Source organism: Kribbella kalugense, from assembly GCF_004365875.1.
Classification (GTDB): Bacteria; Actinomycetota; Actinomycetes; order Propionibacteriales; family Kribbellaceae; genus Kribbella; species Kribbella kalugense.
In genome coordinates this window covers 1,484,090-1,499,364 of the sequence record NZ_SODF01000002.1, presented here as the reverse complement: position 1 = coordinate 1,499,364, position 15,275 = coordinate 1,484,090, and the positions used below count along the sequence as shown (strand labels likewise).

At 67.9% G+C, this 15,275-nt stretch carries 22 protein-coding genes; 6 read left to right on the top strand and 16 right to left on the bottom strand.

Annotation, left to right across the window (positions count from 1 at the left end; translation table 11 throughout):
* Nucleotides 1–15: 15 nt before the first annotated feature.
* The 8 genes from EV650_RS25090 to EV650_RS25055 form a co-directional block, all read right to left on the bottom strand.
* The gene (locus tag EV650_RS25090; RefSeq protein WP_134121459.1) at nt 16–969 is read right to left on the bottom strand and encodes a type IV toxin-antitoxin system AbiEi family antitoxin domain-containing protein; all 954 of its coding nucleotides are present in this window, start codon (nt 967–969) and stop codon (nt 16–18) included.
* A gap of 117 nt (nt 970–1,086) precedes the next feature.
* A complete protein-coding gene (locus EV650_RS25085) occupies nt 1,087–2,430 on the bottom strand; it encodes an 8-oxoguanine deaminase (RefSeq protein ID WP_134121458.1) in 1,344 nt (447 codons plus the stop codon).
* Nucleotides 2,431–2,432: 2 nt separating this feature from the next.
* Nucleotides 2,433–3,338, bottom strand: a complete 906-nt coding sequence (pucL, locus tag EV650_RS25080) for a factor-independent urate hydroxylase (protein ID WP_134121457.1) — start codon at nt 3,336–3,338, stop codon at nt 2,433–2,435.
* Nucleotides 3,339–3,343: 5 nt separating this feature from the next.
* On the bottom strand, nt 3,344–3,661 hold the full coding sequence (uraH, locus tag EV650_RS25075) for a hydroxyisourate hydrolase (RefSeq protein WP_134121456.1): 318 nt from the start codon (nt 3,659–3,661) through the stop codon (nt 3,344–3,346).
* Entirely contained in the window at nt 3,658–4,149 is a 492-nt protein-coding gene (gene uraD, locus EV650_RS25070) for a 2-oxo-4-hydroxy-4-carboxy-5-ureidoimidazoline decarboxylase (protein ID WP_134121455.1), read from the bottom strand. Before uraD ends, uraH begins: the two co-directional genes overlap by 4 nt.
* A gap of 91 nt (nt 4,150–4,240) precedes the next feature.
* Nucleotides 4,241–4,645, bottom strand: a complete 405-nt coding sequence (locus EV650_RS25065; RefSeq protein ID WP_134121454.1) for a helix-turn-helix domain-containing protein — start codon at nt 4,643–4,645, stop codon at nt 4,241–4,243.
* Nucleotides 4,638–4,877 carry a thiamine-binding protein gene (locus tag EV650_RS25060; RefSeq protein ID WP_130445744.1) on the bottom strand — a complete coding sequence of 80 codons (240 nt, stop codon included), beginning with the start codon at nt 4,875–4,877 and terminating at the stop codon, nt 4,638–4,640. Before EV650_RS25060 ends, EV650_RS25065 begins: the two co-directional genes overlap by 8 nt.
* A 9-nt stretch (nt 4,878–4,886) precedes the next feature.
* Nucleotides 4,887–6,077 (bottom strand): DUF6986 family protein, encoded by a 1,191-nt coding sequence (locus EV650_RS25055; RefSeq protein ID WP_134121453.1) that lies wholly within the window; start codon nt 6,075–6,077, stop codon nt 4,887–4,889.
* Nucleotides 6,078–6,189: 112 nt separating this feature from the next.
* Here EV650_RS25055 and EV650_RS25050 point away from each other — a divergent pair, with 112 nt between their 5' ends.
* A complete protein-coding gene (locus tag EV650_RS25050; RefSeq protein WP_134121452.1) occupies nt 6,190–6,951 on the top strand; it encodes an IclR family transcriptional regulator in 762 nt (253 codons plus the stop codon).
* Between the two features lie 28 nt (nt 6,952–6,979).
* Here EV650_RS25050 and EV650_RS25045 read toward each other — a convergent pair whose 3' ends face one another.
* Nucleotides 6,980–7,561, bottom strand: coding sequence for a GNAT family N-acetyltransferase (locus EV650_RS25045; protein WP_134121451.1), 582 nt, complete (start codon nt 7,559–7,561; stop codon nt 6,980–6,982).
* Nucleotides 7,562–7,578: 17 nt separating this feature from the next.
* Nucleotides 7,579–8,583 carry a glucose-6-phosphate dehydrogenase (coenzyme-F420) gene (gene fgd, locus EV650_RS25040; RefSeq protein WP_134121450.1) on the bottom strand — a complete coding sequence of 335 codons (1,005 nt, stop codon included), beginning with the start codon at nt 8,581–8,583 and terminating at the stop codon, nt 7,579–7,581.
* 93 nt (nt 8,584–8,676) lie between these two features.
* Here fgd and EV650_RS25035 point away from each other — a divergent pair, with 93 nt between their 5' ends.
* From EV650_RS25035 to EV650_RS25025, 3 genes are all read left to right on the top strand, one after another.
* Nucleotides 8,677–9,000 (top strand): hypothetical protein, encoded by a 324-nt coding sequence (locus EV650_RS25035; RefSeq protein WP_134121449.1) that lies wholly within the window; start codon nt 8,677–8,679, stop codon nt 8,998–9,000.
* A 306-nt stretch (nt 9,001–9,306) separates the two neighbouring features.
* Nucleotides 9,307–10,137, top strand: coding sequence for a carbon-nitrogen hydrolase family protein (locus tag EV650_RS25030; protein ID WP_238174437.1), 831 nt, complete (start codon nt 9,307–9,309; stop codon nt 10,135–10,137).
* Nucleotides 10,138–10,174: 37 nt separating this feature from the next.
* A complete protein-coding gene (locus tag EV650_RS25025) occupies nt 10,175–10,669 on the top strand; it encodes a methylated-DNA--[protein]-cysteine S-methyltransferase (RefSeq protein WP_134121447.1) in 495 nt (164 codons plus the stop codon).
* Between the two features lie 11 nt (nt 10,670–10,680).
* On the opposite strand, the gene EV650_RS25020 is transcribed toward EV650_RS25025, so the two are convergent.
* Both EV650_RS25020 and EV650_RS25015 read right to left on the bottom strand, forming a co-directional pair.
* A complete protein-coding gene (locus tag EV650_RS25020) occupies nt 10,681–11,139 on the bottom strand; it encodes a hypothetical protein (protein ID WP_134121446.1) in 459 nt (152 codons plus the stop codon).
* 19 nt (nt 11,140–11,158) lie between these two features.
* Nucleotides 11,159–12,001, bottom strand: a complete 843-nt coding sequence (locus EV650_RS25015) for a DUF72 domain-containing protein (RefSeq protein ID WP_134121445.1) — start codon at nt 11,999–12,001, stop codon at nt 11,159–11,161.
* Nucleotides 12,002–12,019: 18 nt separating this feature from the next.
* On the opposite strand from EV650_RS25015, the gene EV650_RS25010 reads away from it, so the two are divergent.
* Nucleotides 12,020–12,958, top strand: a complete 939-nt coding sequence (locus EV650_RS25010; protein WP_134121444.1) for a phosphotransferase — start codon at nt 12,020–12,022, stop codon at nt 12,956–12,958.
* Nucleotides 12,959–12,963: 5 nt separating this feature from the next.
* Here the strand turns inward: EV650_RS25010 and EV650_RS25005 are convergent, their stop codons facing one another.
* Complete coding sequence (locus tag EV650_RS25005; protein WP_134121443.1) at nt 12,964–13,338, bottom strand: hypothetical protein; 375 nt, start codon at nt 13,336–13,338, stop codon at nt 12,964–12,966.
* 53 nt (nt 13,339–13,391) lie between these two features.
* Between EV650_RS25005 and EV650_RS25000 the strand changes: the two genes are divergently transcribed.
* Nucleotides 13,392–13,769: a VOC family protein gene (locus tag EV650_RS25000; protein ID WP_134121442.1), complete on the top strand. Its 378-nt coding sequence runs from the start codon at nt 13,392–13,394 to the stop codon at nt 13,767–13,769.
* Here EV650_RS25000 and EV650_RS24995 read toward each other — a convergent pair.
* From EV650_RS24995 to EV650_RS24985, 3 genes are all read right to left on the bottom strand, one after another.
* Nucleotides 13,766–14,197, bottom strand: coding sequence for a helix-turn-helix domain-containing protein (locus EV650_RS24995; protein ID WP_134121441.1), 432 nt, complete (start codon nt 14,195–14,197; stop codon nt 13,766–13,768). The two genes, EV650_RS25000 and EV650_RS24995, sit on opposite strands and share 4 nt — an antisense overlap.
* Nucleotides 14,198–14,271: 74 nt before the next feature.
* Nucleotides 14,272–14,736: a hypothetical protein gene (locus tag EV650_RS24990; RefSeq protein WP_134121440.1), complete on the bottom strand. Its 465-nt coding sequence runs from the start codon at nt 14,734–14,736 to the stop codon at nt 14,272–14,274.
* A gap of 86 nt (nt 14,737–14,822) precedes the next feature.
* Nucleotides 14,823–15,260 carry a hypothetical protein gene (locus EV650_RS24985; protein WP_134121439.1) on the bottom strand — a complete coding sequence of 146 codons (438 nt, stop codon included), beginning with the start codon at nt 15,258–15,260 and terminating at the stop codon, nt 14,823–14,825.
* Between the last annotated feature and the right edge of the window lie 15 nt (nt 15,261–15,275).

Below are 15,275 nucleotides of genomic sequence, written 5' to 3'. Positions count from 1 at the left end.
GGGTCTGGGAACAAGCTATTGCCTGTTCCCAGACCCCGGCGCATATCTCGCGATCGCTTCCCAGACCCGCGCGGCCGTGGCGTGGGGTCGGTTGAGGTCGGCCCAGCCGAAGCGGAGTACGCCGTAGCCGCGTTCGCGTAGGCGGTCCTCACGCCACTTCTCCGCCAGTACGGCGTCCGCGTTGTCGCCGTACTTCATCGCGCCGTCGAACTCGATCACCAGCACGCCCAGGAGCAGGAAGTCGACCCGGCCGATCAACCGGCCCGCCTGGTCCCGGATCTCCACCTGCAGCTCCGGGGCCGGCAGCCCGTGGTTCGCCATCAGAACGCGAAGTCGCGACTCCCCGACCGACTCACTCAGGCCGTTGGCGAACTGCACCGCGGCGTGTGCGGCCGGTGAGCCGTGCCAACGCCGATGCCGTCGTACGACCGCGGCAAGACCCTCCCGGCTCGTGAGTTGCATCCGCAGCGCGGCGTCGGCCAGGACCACACCGACCTCGTACGAGGTCGTACAGGCAGTCTCCACGATCGCGCGTTCGACGCTGGTGACCTTGAGTCCGCCCAGCTCCACGACCTCGTCGGCGGCGGTCGTACCGCGATGCACCCGGACCGCGCGACCGCTGCGGGCGCGACCGGACGCCAGGCGGGTGAAGTGTGACCTGGCCAGATCGGTCCCCCAGACGGGCAAACCGTGGAGCATCGCCGCGGACTGATGACTCACGACGACGTCACCGAGCCGTGCGCTCCCCATCTGCACATTCAGCCGATGGAGGCGGATCGCCCGTTCCCAGGGCGGCTCCTCGGTTGGCCAAGCGCGCGGGTCGACGTACGAGTTGAAACTCAGCCTGAGCCACTGTCCGCTCTGCACCCGCTGCCGCAACTGACTGTCGCTGTACCCGGCGGCGAGAGCATCCGGCCGCGTGAACCATCCGCCCCGCCCGGCCGCGATCACTTCCAATCTCCTATTCATGCCCAGGAAGATGCACGTCTCACGCCCCTGCCGGACGGGCGATTGTGGATCTGTGGACAACCCTCGGTGTCGCGGCACAGGCTATTGCTTGTTCCCAGACCCCGGGGGTTGTCGCAATCAGGCGAGGAGCTTGGCCTGGGTGCGGGCGACGTCGGCGGCGAGGGCGTCGGGGTCGGCTGTTTGGAGTACGTCGTGTTGGACCACAGGGCGGCCGTTGACGAGGAGGAGGTCGAGGGGCGGAGGTGTGCTGAGGACGAGTGCGGCGATCGGGTCGGGGATGCCGGCGTGGGCGAGGGTGTTGAGGTTCCAGACGGCCAGGTCGGCGAGTTTGCCGGGCTCTAGGGAGCCGATGTCGTCCGAGCGGCCGAGGATGCGGGCGCCGTCGAGGGTGGCCATCTCGAGGGCCGCTCGGACGGTCAGGGATTGCGGGCCGCCGCGGGCTCGGGCGAAGAGGAGGGCGTGGCGGACTTCCTCGACGAGGCTTCCGGATTCGTTGCTAGCGGCACCGTCCACACCTAGGCCTACGGGGCTGCCTGCCGCGCGGAGGTCCGCGGTGCGGGCGATGCCGGCGCCGAGGCGGGCGTTGGAGCTGGGGCAGTGCGCGACGCCGGTGCCGGTACTGCCGAGGTGCTTGATCTCGGTGTCGTCGAAGTGGATGCCGTGCGCGAACCAGACATCGTTGCCGGTCCAGCCCAGTTGGTCGGCGTACTCGAGAGGCGTGCAGTTGAACGTCTCCCGGCACCAATCCGTCTCATCCGTGGTTTCGGCCAGATGCGTGTGCATGCGTACGCCGCGGCGCCGAGCCAACTCAGCCGACTCGCGCATCAGTTCGCCGCTCACGCTGAACGGCGAGCACGGTGCGACTACGAGCTGCAGCATCGAGTCCGGCGACGGATCGTGCCAGCGGTCGATCGCGGCCTCGGTCGCGGCGAGGATCTCGTCGCGGTCCTCGACAACTGAGTCCGGCGGCAGCCCGCCGTCCTTCTGACCACGGTCCATCGACCCACGCGACGGGTGGAACCGCAGTCCGATCTCGGCGGCCGCCGTGATCTCCGCGGCGAGTAGATCGCCACCATCACGCGGGAAGACGTAGTGGTGGTCCGACGCGGTGGTGCAGCCGGTCTTTGCTAGCTGGGCGAGCGCCGCCTGGGCCGCGACGTACACGGACTCCTCGGTGATCCGCGCCCAGACCGGGTACAGCGTAGTCAGCCACTCGAACAACGTGGCGTCGGCGGCAAGACCGCGCGTCACCCATTGGTACAGGTGCTGGTGTGTGTTCACAAATCCTGGTGTGACAAGGCATCCCGCCCCGTCGATCACCCGGGCATCGCCGTACGACGGCGCCGGACCGTGGCCGACCGCAACGATCTGCTTGCCCTCGACAACAACATGCCCGACGAACTCGCGCCGGGACGGATCGAGGGTAGCCACGTAGGCGCCCTCGATCACGATCGCGGCCATGCTCAGCAGAATCCGGGTATCGCGTGCCACGCGCTGCCGGCGTCGCTCGCGTCGTCACGGGTCACGGTCGCCTCGATCAGGCCGTACGGGCGGTCCGCGGCGATGAAGACCTCGCCCGGGTTCTCGACGTCGAACGGCGACAGGTCGACCAGGAAGTGGTGCTTGTTCGGCGCGGAGAACTTGATCTCGGCAACTTCCGGGTGCTGCTGCAAAACCGCCTCACCCATGCCGTACAGCGTTTGCTGCAAGGCGAAACTGTGGATCTTGGCGAACTGCTCGAGCAGCAGCCCCTTGATCTCGTCGTACGACTTGTCCCAGTCGACCTCAGTGTGGTCGTACCGCCACCGAGCTACCAGCGACGTCGCGAGGATCCGGTCGTCGGTCTCCGGCAGCGTCGTGTACTTGTCCTTGAGGAACCCGTGAAACTCCGACCCGGTCGACTTCAGTACGACGAGATCGCTGATCCCCGCCACGACGTACGTCTTCCGCTCGGCGCCACGGCCCTCCACGTTGACAACCGTCGTACGCACGCCGCCGCCGGTCCGTACGAACGAGTGGTCGTGACCCTGGCCGTCGACCTGGATCCGTTCCCAGGCGTACTCTTCGACCTCGATCCGCGCGCCCTCGGCAGCCGGCGACGCGTCCAGGAAGTGCGCGCCGAGCGTCAGCGCGTAGTCCTCGAGCGCGCCGACACCCTTCTCCTTCGCGAAGGCGAACGCGGTGTTCTTCTGCGTGTCGGTCGGCAGTACGTCGCTCTGGTCGCCGGTGGTGTGCGCGGCCTCGAAGTTGCCGCGGAGCGCGGTCGAGACGTTCAAATCGCGGATCTGGTGGCGGGGCGTGTCGCGGTAGATCCGGACCACGCGGCTCTCGGCTTTGCCGTACTGGTTGGCTCCCAGGTGAATGGCCATCGGAGTCAGCTCCCTCGGTAGGTGGAAAACGCGAACGGGCTGAGCAGCAACGGGACGTGGTAGTGCCGCTCGTCGGCGACCGTGAAGGTCACGGAGACCTCGGGAAAGAAGATGTCCTGACTCGTCGCGGCCGCGTACGACGCGACGTCGAACCAGAGCCGGTAGGTGCCGTGCTCCAGCTTCGGTGCGAGCTCCGCGATCCGCCCGTCGTCGTTCGTCGCACCGGTCGCCAGGACGACGTCACCTTGGTAGAGCCGGACCTGAACGCCTTGTGCCGGTTGGCCCAGAGCAGTGTCGAGGACGTGAGTACTGAGCGAGCTCATGCCACCACCTTCGCCAGCCGGAGCAGTGCGATCTTGCGCAGCTCCTCCTGTACGACGGTCGCCTCGGTCGCGTTGTCGTTCGCGAGACGGTCGCGGAGCTTGGTCAGCATCTCCCGGGCGGACAGCCCGGTGGCACAGATCAGGAACACCCGGCCGAACCGCTCCTCGTACTGACGGTTGCCTTCGACAAGCTCCCGTCGTACCTCCGGCTCGTCGGTGACGCCGGACTGCTCGGACCGTGACCAGGCCGCTTCGGTGCTCGCGCCCTGCGGCCGGTCGCCGATCCGCGGGTGCGCCTGGAGAGCACGATCGACCTCGTCGTCGTCGAGCTCCCGGAGCAACTGGTCGGCGACCGCGGTCAGTGCGGCGAGGTCGCCGTACGGACGCTTGGCCAGGATTCCGTCGACCCAGCGGGGCACGTCGCAGCAGGCTGCCAGCGCCGGCCGGAGCCGGTCGGCCGGAGTGGAGTTGAACTCCTCCAGGTCCACGGATCACACACCTTCTCGAATCCCGAAATCGACTTTCCGTATGACGAGAGCGTGACAGCCGCCTCGCCTGTCGTCAACAGTTTGTTGAAAATCAGCGCGCGCGGTTCAGATAGTTGTAGACGGTGAAGCGGGTGACGCCCAGCGCTTCGGCCACTATCTCGGCCGACTTCCGGAACTCGAACGCACCCCGAGCCTCGAGCATCAGCACCGCCTGCTGCTTGTCACCGCGCGACAGCTCGTTGAGCGGCCCACCCAACTCGTCGGCGACGTCCGTCAACAGCCCTTGAACGCCACCCCCGACCGTCGCGCCGGCGCCGGCGCCGCCGACCGGGCCGCTGTCGGCGGCGAGGTTGGGCAGGCGTACGGCGACCACCGTTTCCCCCTCCCACACCAGCGGGATGTCGTCGGCGCGGACGTCGCCCGGCGCGACGAGCTCCGCGTTCAGCCGCTCGACCAGCGGCGTGATCGCCTCGACGAGTGGGTGCTGTTCAGGCATCGCGGCGTACCTGCAACGTCACCTGGCTCGCGCCGCCGGCGAACGCGGCCTCGAGCACTTTCGGAAGGGCGGGCAGCAGGAGGTGCTGCTCGCCGCTCACCTGCGTGCCGAGCGGGCCGAACTCGCAGTCGAGCCCGGCCTCCTCCGCCGCACGCAGCGCTTCGGTGGCGTGGGCGGGTGGCGAACCCTCGACGTCGAAGGGTTCGGTGGTGAACTCCGCAACCAGTCGCATGTCGCGAGGCTAAGCCCGGCGGGCCAGCCTGGCGAGGTCTGCGGTGTCGAACTCGGTTGTGTCGACCGCGCCGCACTCGATGCCACGCAGTACGAAACCGGCGAGCGCGACCGCCGTTGCCGGCTCGTCGAGGTAGCCGGACTCGCCGTGGCCCAGGTACGCGCGCAGTCGGAGAGCGGCCTGGTCGAAGCCTTCTCGGTAGAAGAGGTACGTCGCCGCGAAGCGAGTCGGGAGCTGAGCGGGGTGCATGTCCCAGCCCTGATAGATGCCGCGGGCAAGCGAACGTCGTACCAGCCGGAAGTGCAGACGCCAGGCGTCAGGTACGGCATCGCCGACCGGGAGAACGTTGGTCGAACCATCGGATACGAAGACGCCGGTGCCGGCCGCAGCCAACTGCATCACGTCCTTCGCGTGGTCGGCGACCGGGTGCTCCATGCTCTGGTACGCCGCCGCGACGCCGAGCGAAGCCGAGTAGTCGTAGGTCCCGTAGTGCAGACCGGTCACGCGCTGCCCGCCGGCCTTGACCATCCTTGCGATCAACGCGGTCCCATCCGAGCCGAGGATCGCCTGGGGTGTCTCGACCTGGATCTCGAACTTGAGCTGCGGTACGCCGTACTGCTGCTCGAGGGTCTCGAGTGCGAACACCATCGCCTCGACCTGCTCGACCGAAGTGACCTTCGGGAGCGTGATGACGAAGCCGTCGTCGATCGTGGCTTCTTTGATGAAGAGGTCGAGGGTCCGGAGCGCGCGGTGGCGGGTCGGGGCCTCGAGCGACTTCATCCGGAAGCCGTGGAAGGGGGTTGCCGGGTTGGCGGAGAGGGCTTGGGCCGCGGCGATCGCGGCGGCATCCTCCTCGTCGTCCGGGCGGTTGCCGTAGCCGTCCTCGAAGTCGATGCGGAGGTCCTCGATCGGCTCGCGTTCGAGCTTGGCGCGGACGCGTTCGTACACCTCGTCCGCGAACTCCGCCGGGAGATCGAGCACCTTCGCGAACTCGGTCGCCGAGCCGGCGTGCTCGTCGAGCGCGGCGCGGGCCTGCGTACCCCAGTCGGCCACCGTGCGTACGTCGTACCGGTCGGCCGGGACGTACACGGTGTGCACCGGTTGGCGGACGCCGCGATCGCCTCGGTAGTCCGCGGTCAGCGCCGCATCCGCTGCGGCCAACCGGCGGTCGAGCTCCGCCGTCAGGTCATCCAGGCTCATGCAGCCTCCTTTTCCGTATTGTGGAGACTAATATCTACTGTGCGGAAGATACAAGGTCTGGCGTTTCCGGGATCTGGCGCTAAACTTCCGTCATCCGGAAAGGATGGCTTCCATGGCGGAGACGAACGGCAAGGGCCGCACCGGCGGTGTGCAGTCCATCGAGCGGGCCTTCGGGCTGCTCGAGACGATGGCCGACGCGGGCGGGATGATGGGCCTGTCCCAGCTGGCCACGGCCTCCGGCCTGCCGCTGCCGACGATCCACCGGTTGGTTCGAACCCTGGTCGACCTCGGCTACCTGCGTCAAGAGCCGTCCCGGCAGTACGTGCTCGGGCCGAAGCTGATCCGGCTCGGTGAGAGTTCGGGACACATGCTCAGTGTGTTCGCCCGCCCACACCTGGCCCGGCTGGTCGACGAACTGGGCGAGTCCGCGAACATGGCGATGCTCGACGGCGACCAGATCGTGTACCTCGCCCAGGTCCCGTCACGGCACTCGATGCGCATGTTCACCGAGGTAGGACGGCGCGTGCTCCCGCACTGCACGGCCGTGGGCAAGGCGATCCTGGCCGGCCTGCCGGAGTCCGAAGTACGCGATCTCCTGCACCGGACCGGCATGCCGAAGCACACCGACAACACCATCACCACGCCCGACGCCTTCACCACCCAACTCCACCAGGCCGCCGACACCGGCTACGCCATGGACGAAGGCGAACAGGAAGTCGGCGTCCGCTGCGTCGCGGTCGCCGTCCCCGACGCCCCCACCCCGCTGGCCATCTCCATCTCCGGCCCAGCCGGCCGCATGACCGAAGCCCTGGTAGACCGAGCCGTCCCCCTCCTAACCCAAGCAGCCAAGTCCCTATCCGACGACCTCCACTAAGTACTACGTCCGCCCGCGCCGGCTGGGGCTACTGGCCCGGGGCGTAGGTGCGCCAGCTTTCGGTTAGTTGGTAGCCGAGGGACTGGTTGGCTTGGAGGCTGGCCTGGTTGGCGGCGGCGCCGCCCGTTGAGAAGCGGGTGATGCCGATGTCGAGGAAGGCGAGGATCGAGGCGGCTTTGACGGCTTGGCCTACGCCGCGGCGGCGGTGGGTGGCGAGGACCGAGGTGAAGAAGGTGTCGCCGAAGCCGTCCTTCTGGCGGATGACGGTGGCGCCGACGAGGCGGTTGCTGTCGAAGGCGCCGAAGACTCGGTACGCCGGCCAGAGCGCGCGGATGTCCACGAGTTCACCGACCACGCGATGCGTCGCGGGCGTGTACGGGTAGTCGGGCTCGTTGGCCTTCTCGAGGTTGTGCAGGAGTTCGGCCGACTCGGGTCCGAGTTCGCGGATCGTGAGTCCGCCGGCGGTTGCCCGGCGTACGGCGGATTCCAGCAACTCGCGGTCCGGGTCGAACAGCCGAACGGCCCACGACTCAGCGACCACGCGGTAGCCGGCTGCTTCCAGCTCGGCGCACCGCGGGTCGCTGTCCTGCAGGATCTCGTAATCGCCCACGTCGCGATTGTGGCGGCTCAGCCCAGTTTGCGCAGCAGCGGAAGGACGTCCTCGGTGAACTGGGTCAGGAAACGCTCCTGGTCGTGTCCCGGTCCGTGTACGACGAAGTGGTTGAAGCCGGCGTCGAGGTACGGCTGGAACTGCTTCACGACCTCCTCCGGGTCGGACGCGACGATCCACCGCTTGGCGACCTGCTCGATCGGCAGCTCGTCGGCCAGCCGCTCCATCTCGGTCGCGCTCGTGACGCTGTGCTTCTGCTCCGGCGTCAGCGACAGCGGCGCCCAGAACCGGGTGTTCTCCAGGGCCTGAGCGGCGTCCCGGTCGTACGACACCTTGACCTCGAGCATCCGATCGATGTCCTCGAACTTCTTCCCGGCCTTCTCCGCGCCTTCCTTCACCGCGGGGATGAGCTTCTCGGTGTAGAGCTCCATGCCCTTGCCGGACGTCGCGATGAACCCGTCACCGACCCGGCCGGCGTACTTCGCGACCAGCGGACCGCCCGCGGCGACGTACACCTTCAGCGGGGTCTCCGGACGGTCGTAGATGAACGCGTCGACGGTCTTGTAGTACGGGCCTTCGGCGCTGACGCCGTCCTTCGTCCACAGGTCGCGGATCAGCTGCACAGCCTCCCGCAGCCGGGCGAACCGCTCCTTGAACTCGGGCCACTCCATCCCCGACACGGCGATCTCGTTGAGCGCCTCGCCGGTGCCGACGCCGAGCATGACCCGCCCGGGGTACAGCTCGCCGAGCGTGGCGAACGCCTGCGCGATCACCGCCGGGTTGTATCGAAACGTCGGCGTGAGTACCGACGTACCGATCTGCACCCGATTGGTCCGCTCGCCGACCGCCGCCATCCAGGCGAGCGCGAACGGCGCGTGGCCGCCCTCGTGCCGCCACGGCAGGAAATGGTCCGACACGGTCACACTGTCGAGCCCGAGTTCCTCGGCCCGGACGGAGTACTCCACCAGCTCCCGCGGACCGAACTGCTCCGCCGACGCCTTGTACCCGACTCGAATGCTCACCCTCTGCTCCCAACCATCGTCTTGGTGGTACTTCGATGACAACCGTGCGCGGGTCCGACTTTATGCCGCCCGTGGTCGCTACCATCCAGGGCTGTGTACGCCAACGACGCACGAGTGCTGGGTCTGATCGGTACGACGTTCCGCGCGGCCGGACTGCCGGCGATCCGGGTCACGGTGCCGGCCGCCCTGGCCGAGCGCGCCGTCGCCGCCTGGGAGCGGGACGACGCCGGCGAGGTACCGCACCGCGAGGACCCGGCCGTTCGCCTGCAACGGCACCGCGCCGGGGCGCTCGCACTGATCGGCCTGGCCATCACCGAATCCGGCAAGCTGGACGCCGACGGCAACTCGGTCGTCGACCTCAGCCCGGAGCTGGTCGGGATCGCGATGGCCGCGGCCGACGACCACCTGCACCGCTGAGGCGAGCCTGGTTGACGAGGGCTCCGCAACTCGGTCAAGATGTGGGTCCGGCGCGGCCTGCGCCTCACCTTCGTCGACCGGCCCCAGCCTGGTCACATGAGAAGGCAAAGGGACTTCTTGTCTCGGGCCGCTCGTCCTGGTCAGCCGCCTCGACGGGATCGCTGGGGGATCGCGTGCGAGTGCGTGGAAGGCCAGATGACAGCGCACAGGAACTTCAAGCAACGGGTCCGAGCCCGAGCCGCGAAAACCGGCGAGTCCTACACGACTGCCCTCCGGCACTTCCGTCCGACTCCAGCAGGAGAAGACATGCCGGAATCCTTACGAATCGCCGTCGCCCAGTCGACGGTGCACGACGACCCGACCAACCCCGAGCTGCTCCGCGAGAGCGGCGCGGAGGTGCGTCGCCTGATGCGGGAGGCCGCGGCCGCCGGGGCGCGGCTGGTGCACTTCGGCGAGGGGGCGCTCTGCTTCCCGAGCAAGCGGGTGATGTCCTCACTCGGTCCGGACGAGATCGGTCCGTCCGACTGGACGAAGGCCGACTGGCCGGTGCTCGACGCCGAGCTCGACCAGATCACCAGGCTCTCGGGTGAGCTCGGGATCTGGACGGTGATCCCATCGGTTCACCAACAGCCGGACGCGCGGCCGCACAACAGCATGTACGTCGTATCGGACAAGGGCCGACTGGTCACTCGGTACGACGAACGCGCGCTCTCGACCACCAAGGTCACCTGGATGTACTCGCCGGGCACGGAGCCGGTGACATTCGAGGTGGACGGATACCGCTTCGGGCTCGCACTCGGGCTCGACGTGATGTTCCCGGAGCTGTTCACCGAGTACGACCGGCTCGGCGTCGACGCCGTACTGGTCTCCTACGCCAGCACCGACGGGCCTAACGGGCACATCGGGGTACAGGCGCAGGGCACGGCCGCGAACAACACGTACTGGATCAGTCTGGCCGTCACCGCCAACCCGGAGACCGGTCTGGTGGCAGGCGTAACCAACATGCGCGGCGAGTGGGTCGCACAGGCACCGGAGGACGGCCGACCGGCAATCGCGGTCGCCGAACTGAAGGCGGAAGACTGGACCACGATCGGGCGGGCCTTCCGGCAGCGGACGCGGGAGCGCATCGGGTCGTAAGCCCTCACAGGTCCGGGTGCTGACGCGTTCTACCTGTATGAACAGGCATGCGAAGGTCAGCACCCGGATCGGGGAGCTCACGGTGGTGGTGTCGGACGGCGCGCTGATCGGCGTCTACTTCCCGCATCACTGGGTGAAGCCGACGGCGGAGACGTTGGGCGTGGAGGCGTCGGACCCGCTCATCGACGTCGTCGTCGAGCAGTTGGAGGAGTACTTCGCCTGCGAGCGAGTCACGTTCGACCTTCCGACTCAGCTGCACGGGGACGAGTTCCAGCGCCGGGTGTGGACGGTGCTCGAGGAGATCCCGTACGGCGAGACCACGACGTACGGCGAGATCGCGGGGCGGCTCGGGGAGCCGACCCACGCAGCGCAGGCCGTCGGCAAGGCGGTCGGGCAGAACCCGTTGTCGATCGTGATCCCGTGCCATCGGGTGATCGGGAAGAACGGGTCGCTGACCGGGTACGCCGGCGGTCTGAAGCGGAAGCAGTTCCTGCTGGACCTGGAGCAGCCGGTCGGCGCGCGGCTGTTCTAGTTCGGTTGTAACTAGTTCGATTGCGACAAGTTGCCTACTTGTTCGGCGTACCAGTCGAGTTCGGTCAGGTGCTCGGCGATCTGGCGGAGGGTCCAGTTGGGGCTGCGGTCCTTGTCCCACTCGGCCGGGTCCAGGGCGGCGTACCGCAGTACGAAGGTCCGACCGAGCCGGCTGAGCCGCTGCTCGGCCTCGCGTACGTCGTCCTCCGTGAACGGCGCGAGGTCGGCGGCAGACGTGAGCGCGCTCGCGTGCCATTCGTCGGGCTGGGTCGGTACGCCGGCCAGCAGCGCCTCGATCTCGGCCAGGTGATCGACCATGTGGTCGGCGATCCGGCGGACCGCCTTGTGCGGGGTGTACGTACGCCCGTCGTCGGACGTCCGCGGCTCGCCGTCCCAGGCCGGCCAGGTGACGACCAGCTTGAGCGATCGTTCCACTGCTTGCGCGACGAGCTCTCCAGGGTTGTCTGTCATGCAGCCGACGGTAAGCCCGTCATACTTCGGCAGCGGCCGAACCGATTCCGAGCCGGCTCGCCAGCCGTTCGGCGTCGTACGGCGAGTGCACCTTCACGTCGTTGTCGAAGTACACGTAGGTGTCGCAGTCCCAGGAGCGGATCTTCCGCGCCCACCGGTCGAGCGACTTGTCGTCGTACCCGCTGACGTAGAGCTCATCGGCTCCGTGCAGCCGGACGTAGGCGAAGTCGGCGGTGACGTCGTCGAACATCGGCCACTTGCCGGCCGTGTCCGCACACACCACCGCGATGTCGTGCTCCCGCGCCAGCTTGACGAATCCAGGCGTCTTGAAACTCTCGTGCCGTACTTCGATCGCATAGCGGAGCGGGATGTCGACGGCGGACTCCAGCAGCGCGCGGCCCTCCATCCGCTCGTCGTGGCCCTTGGCAACTTCCACCGCGGCATTCGTTGTCCGAGGCAACCGGGCGAAGAAGGCTGCACATACATCCGCGTCGTACCGGAAGTTCGGTGGTAGTTGCCACAGCACCGGACCGAGCTTGTTGCCGAGCGCAAACACTCCGGAGGCGAAGAAGTTGCCCAGCGGCGCGTCCACGTCGACCAGCCGTTTCATGTGCGTGACGAATCGCGGACCTTTGACCGAGAACACGAATCCGTCCGGCGTTTCGTCGTACCAGCGTTGGTAGGACGACGGCCGTTGGAGCGCGTAGAACGAGCCGTTCAGCTCGATCGAGTTCAGCCGGTTCGAGGCGTACTCGAGTTCGGCTCGCTGCGGGAGGCCGTCGGGGTAGTAGACCTTGCGCCACGGCGGGTAGCGCCAGCCGGAGATGCCGACCCGATAGTGGGTGTCCGGCCAGCGTGTCATCCCCCGATTATTGACCCCATGCAGATCGACCGCGGGGCGTACCCGGACGCTCGGACGCCCTGGGACGATCCGGCCTGGCGTACGGCGGCTGTCGACTGGCTCGATCGGCACCTCGCGATACTCGACCTCGACGGTGAGCGGTGGGTGCGGGTCCGGCCGTGGTCGGTGATCATCAGGGTGGACGCGGCTCGACCGGTCTGGTTCAAGGCCGCCTCACCGGGGAGTGCCTTCGAGCCCACGCTCTCCGAGGCGCTCTCGCGATGGACGCCCGAGCACGTCCTCACGCCGTACGCCGTCGACACCGCCCGCGGCTGGTCGCTGCTCCCGGACGGCGGTCCGATACTGCGGACGCTGTCCGCTGGACCGCTGCAGTGGGAGCTGGTGTTGACGCAGTACGCCGACCTGCAAAGGGCGCTCGTACCGCGGGCGGGTGAGCTTGTGCGACTCGGCGTACCCGATGCTCGGGTGTTCAGGCTGCCTGAGATCTTTGATGAGACCGTCGCTGGCAACCGGACGCTCGGCGTCGCGGATCGTCAACGATTGCTGGCGTTTCGGCCTCGTCTGGTGGATTGGTGCGCGGAGCTGGCTGGGCTCGGGATTCCGGAGACGCTCGATCATGCCGACCTACATGACGGGCAGATCCTGGTTGCGGGGCCTGGGCGGTACACCTTCTTCGATTGGGGTGATGCGAATGTCGGCCACCCGTTCTGCAGCCTGCTCGTCGCGATCGACCGCGCCGCCGAGCAGCACGGGCCGGACATCGTTCCGCGCCTTCTCGATGTCTACCTCGAGCCGTGGACGGCGGACGGTCACACGCCGACCGACCTCCGCCGCGCGGCCGAGCTCGCCCGCCGCCTCAGCCAGCTGACACGCGCCGGTTCCTGGGGCCGGCTGTTCCCGATGTCGGCGTACCTCGGCGATCCCGAACGGGCCGCGGCGCTGCTACGACTGCTTTGACCGGATCAGGTCGGGATCCAGGTTGGCCACCATGGCGGGACGTTGCCGGGGCAGCTGCCGGGGGAGCCGGCCGGGGTGCCTTGCCAGGAGAACAGTGCCAGGTCGGCGATCGCGATCGCGATGGCCGCGGCGATCAGCGAGAACAGGAACGCCTTCCCGGCGTACCGGAAGACGAGGGTGAACAGGACCAGGTTGACGATCAGCGCGAGCGGCAGACCGAGGAACAACAGCGTCAGCCCGTTCGGCACGCTGCCGGTGACGTCCACGTGGCACGCCTTCCAGGCCCGCGACGTGATCACGACCAGCCCGAACGCCGTCCCACCACCGAGCACCACCGCAAGGAACGACTCTCCCTTGCTCCCCTTCGCCGCGAACGCCATGTAGATCACCGTAAGTGATCCACGTGGCCACTTCAGCAGTCAGACTCGTGTGTATGGACATCAAGCACCGGATGATCGTCTTCGACGCGGCCGACATCGAGGCCGAGAGCACGTTCTGGGCGGCCTTCCTCGACGGCACGGTCGAGAAATGGAGCGACCGCTGGCACGCGATCTGGGTCGACGGAGGCTGGGCACTCGGCGTACAACTGGCGCCCGACCACGTACCGCCGGAGTGGCCTGACGGTACGCCGCAGCAGATGCATCTCGACTTGTACTTCGAGGGCGTCGACGCCCACACCACCGCCCACGAACGAGCCCTCGCCCTGGGCGCCCGACTCCTCAAACCGGCCGACGACCCGACCGCGGCTCGCGGCGTCCAGGTGTACGCCGACCCGGCCGGCCACCCGTTCTGCCTCTGCTGGACGCCCTAGTCGTCGAGCGGGTGCAGATCAACCGGCGTCAGCACCCACCCGAACCCGTACTTCGGACTGGCCGCCCGGTCGATCTTGTCCGGCGCGAAGTACTCCCCGATCAAACTCCGCAGCCGCTCGTGGAACTCGGCGACCCGCTCACCCGGGACGCGCCCCGCATGCTCCCCACTGTCCTGCACGAACCCGGACCCGAACATGCCGGCCGCCGCATCGGCGTACGCCTGCACATAATCCTGCGCACTCGACCCCGGCAACTCGGTCCGCCCGTCGTTAACTTCACCCGGACTCGCGGCAAGATCCGCGCCGGCCGCTGTACGCCGCCAAGCGCCGTCCTCCTCGACGACCCGCCCGGCGTCCCGAAGCTTCTCCAAGTACCAAAGCACCCGAGCGTCCGTCACCCCCAGCCGCTCAGCAATCTCCCCCAACACCCGCGGCTCCTCCAACACCCCCACAATCCCCCGCGGCAACCCAGACCCTTCCCAGTCCTCACTCATAGGACGTACTACACCACCTCCCCCAACCCCGAGCAACGCCCATCGCGCTCGAGGGCTGCGAGGACGCGATCGGCGACCTGCTCGACCGGTCCGGTCGCGTCGACCAGCACAGCGCCGTACCCCTCGTTGTCCTCATCCACTCGCGAGTGCCACGCGAGCACCCGCTCCAGCTCGGCCGCCTCCGACCCGAACGCACCCCGCCCAACAAGCCGCTGCCGCAACGTCTCCGCATCGACGCTCAAACTGACAACCGCGTCGAACAGCTCCCAGATCTCCCCGTCGTTCCCGACCGTCCCGCAGACGAACCCCACCCGATCCCCAACCTCCCCCGCGATCCGCCGCACCGTCTCCACCGGCACCCGATACGTATGCTCCGCAAACCATGCCTCACCCCGGTACGCCGGCATGCTCACCTCGACTCCGGTCGCGTCCGCAACCCACCGAGCCAGCCCGTCACCATCGACGTCGTACACCAAAAACCCCCGCCCCCGAAGCACACCCCCAACCGCCGTCTTCCCCGCCCCCGAAGACCCCGTCAGGTACACCAACCCCATCCCGATCAGCCCTTCCGGCGGGGTGGGAGCCACATGATGGTTGCGGCTCGGTCGAGGTCCTCGGGTTCGTGGGGTACGACGACCACCTGGTGCGGATCCTGGTAGATGACGCGGCCTGGGGACGTGGAGGCGTAGCGCTCGCACGGAAGGTTGTGGGCGGCAAGGATCGCCAGGTATCCGGGGATCGGCTCGAGGAGCTGCTCGGCCGTCGTCGCGAACCATGCTGCCGCAAGGGGATTGTCCTCATAAACCGTTGGATCAGTGGTCGAGGGATTCGCGTACGTCGCGTCGTACCAGGCGTTCGTCGTACGCCGGAACTGTTCTTCGTCCGCAGTCAGCATCCCCCGCTGGCCCAGCATGTTCACCAACCCGAAGATCCCGATCCGCCGGCCCCGCCGATCCGGAACGGGACTCTGATATCTGACGTACGTCGACGCATCCATCCCCAGATCCTCGTC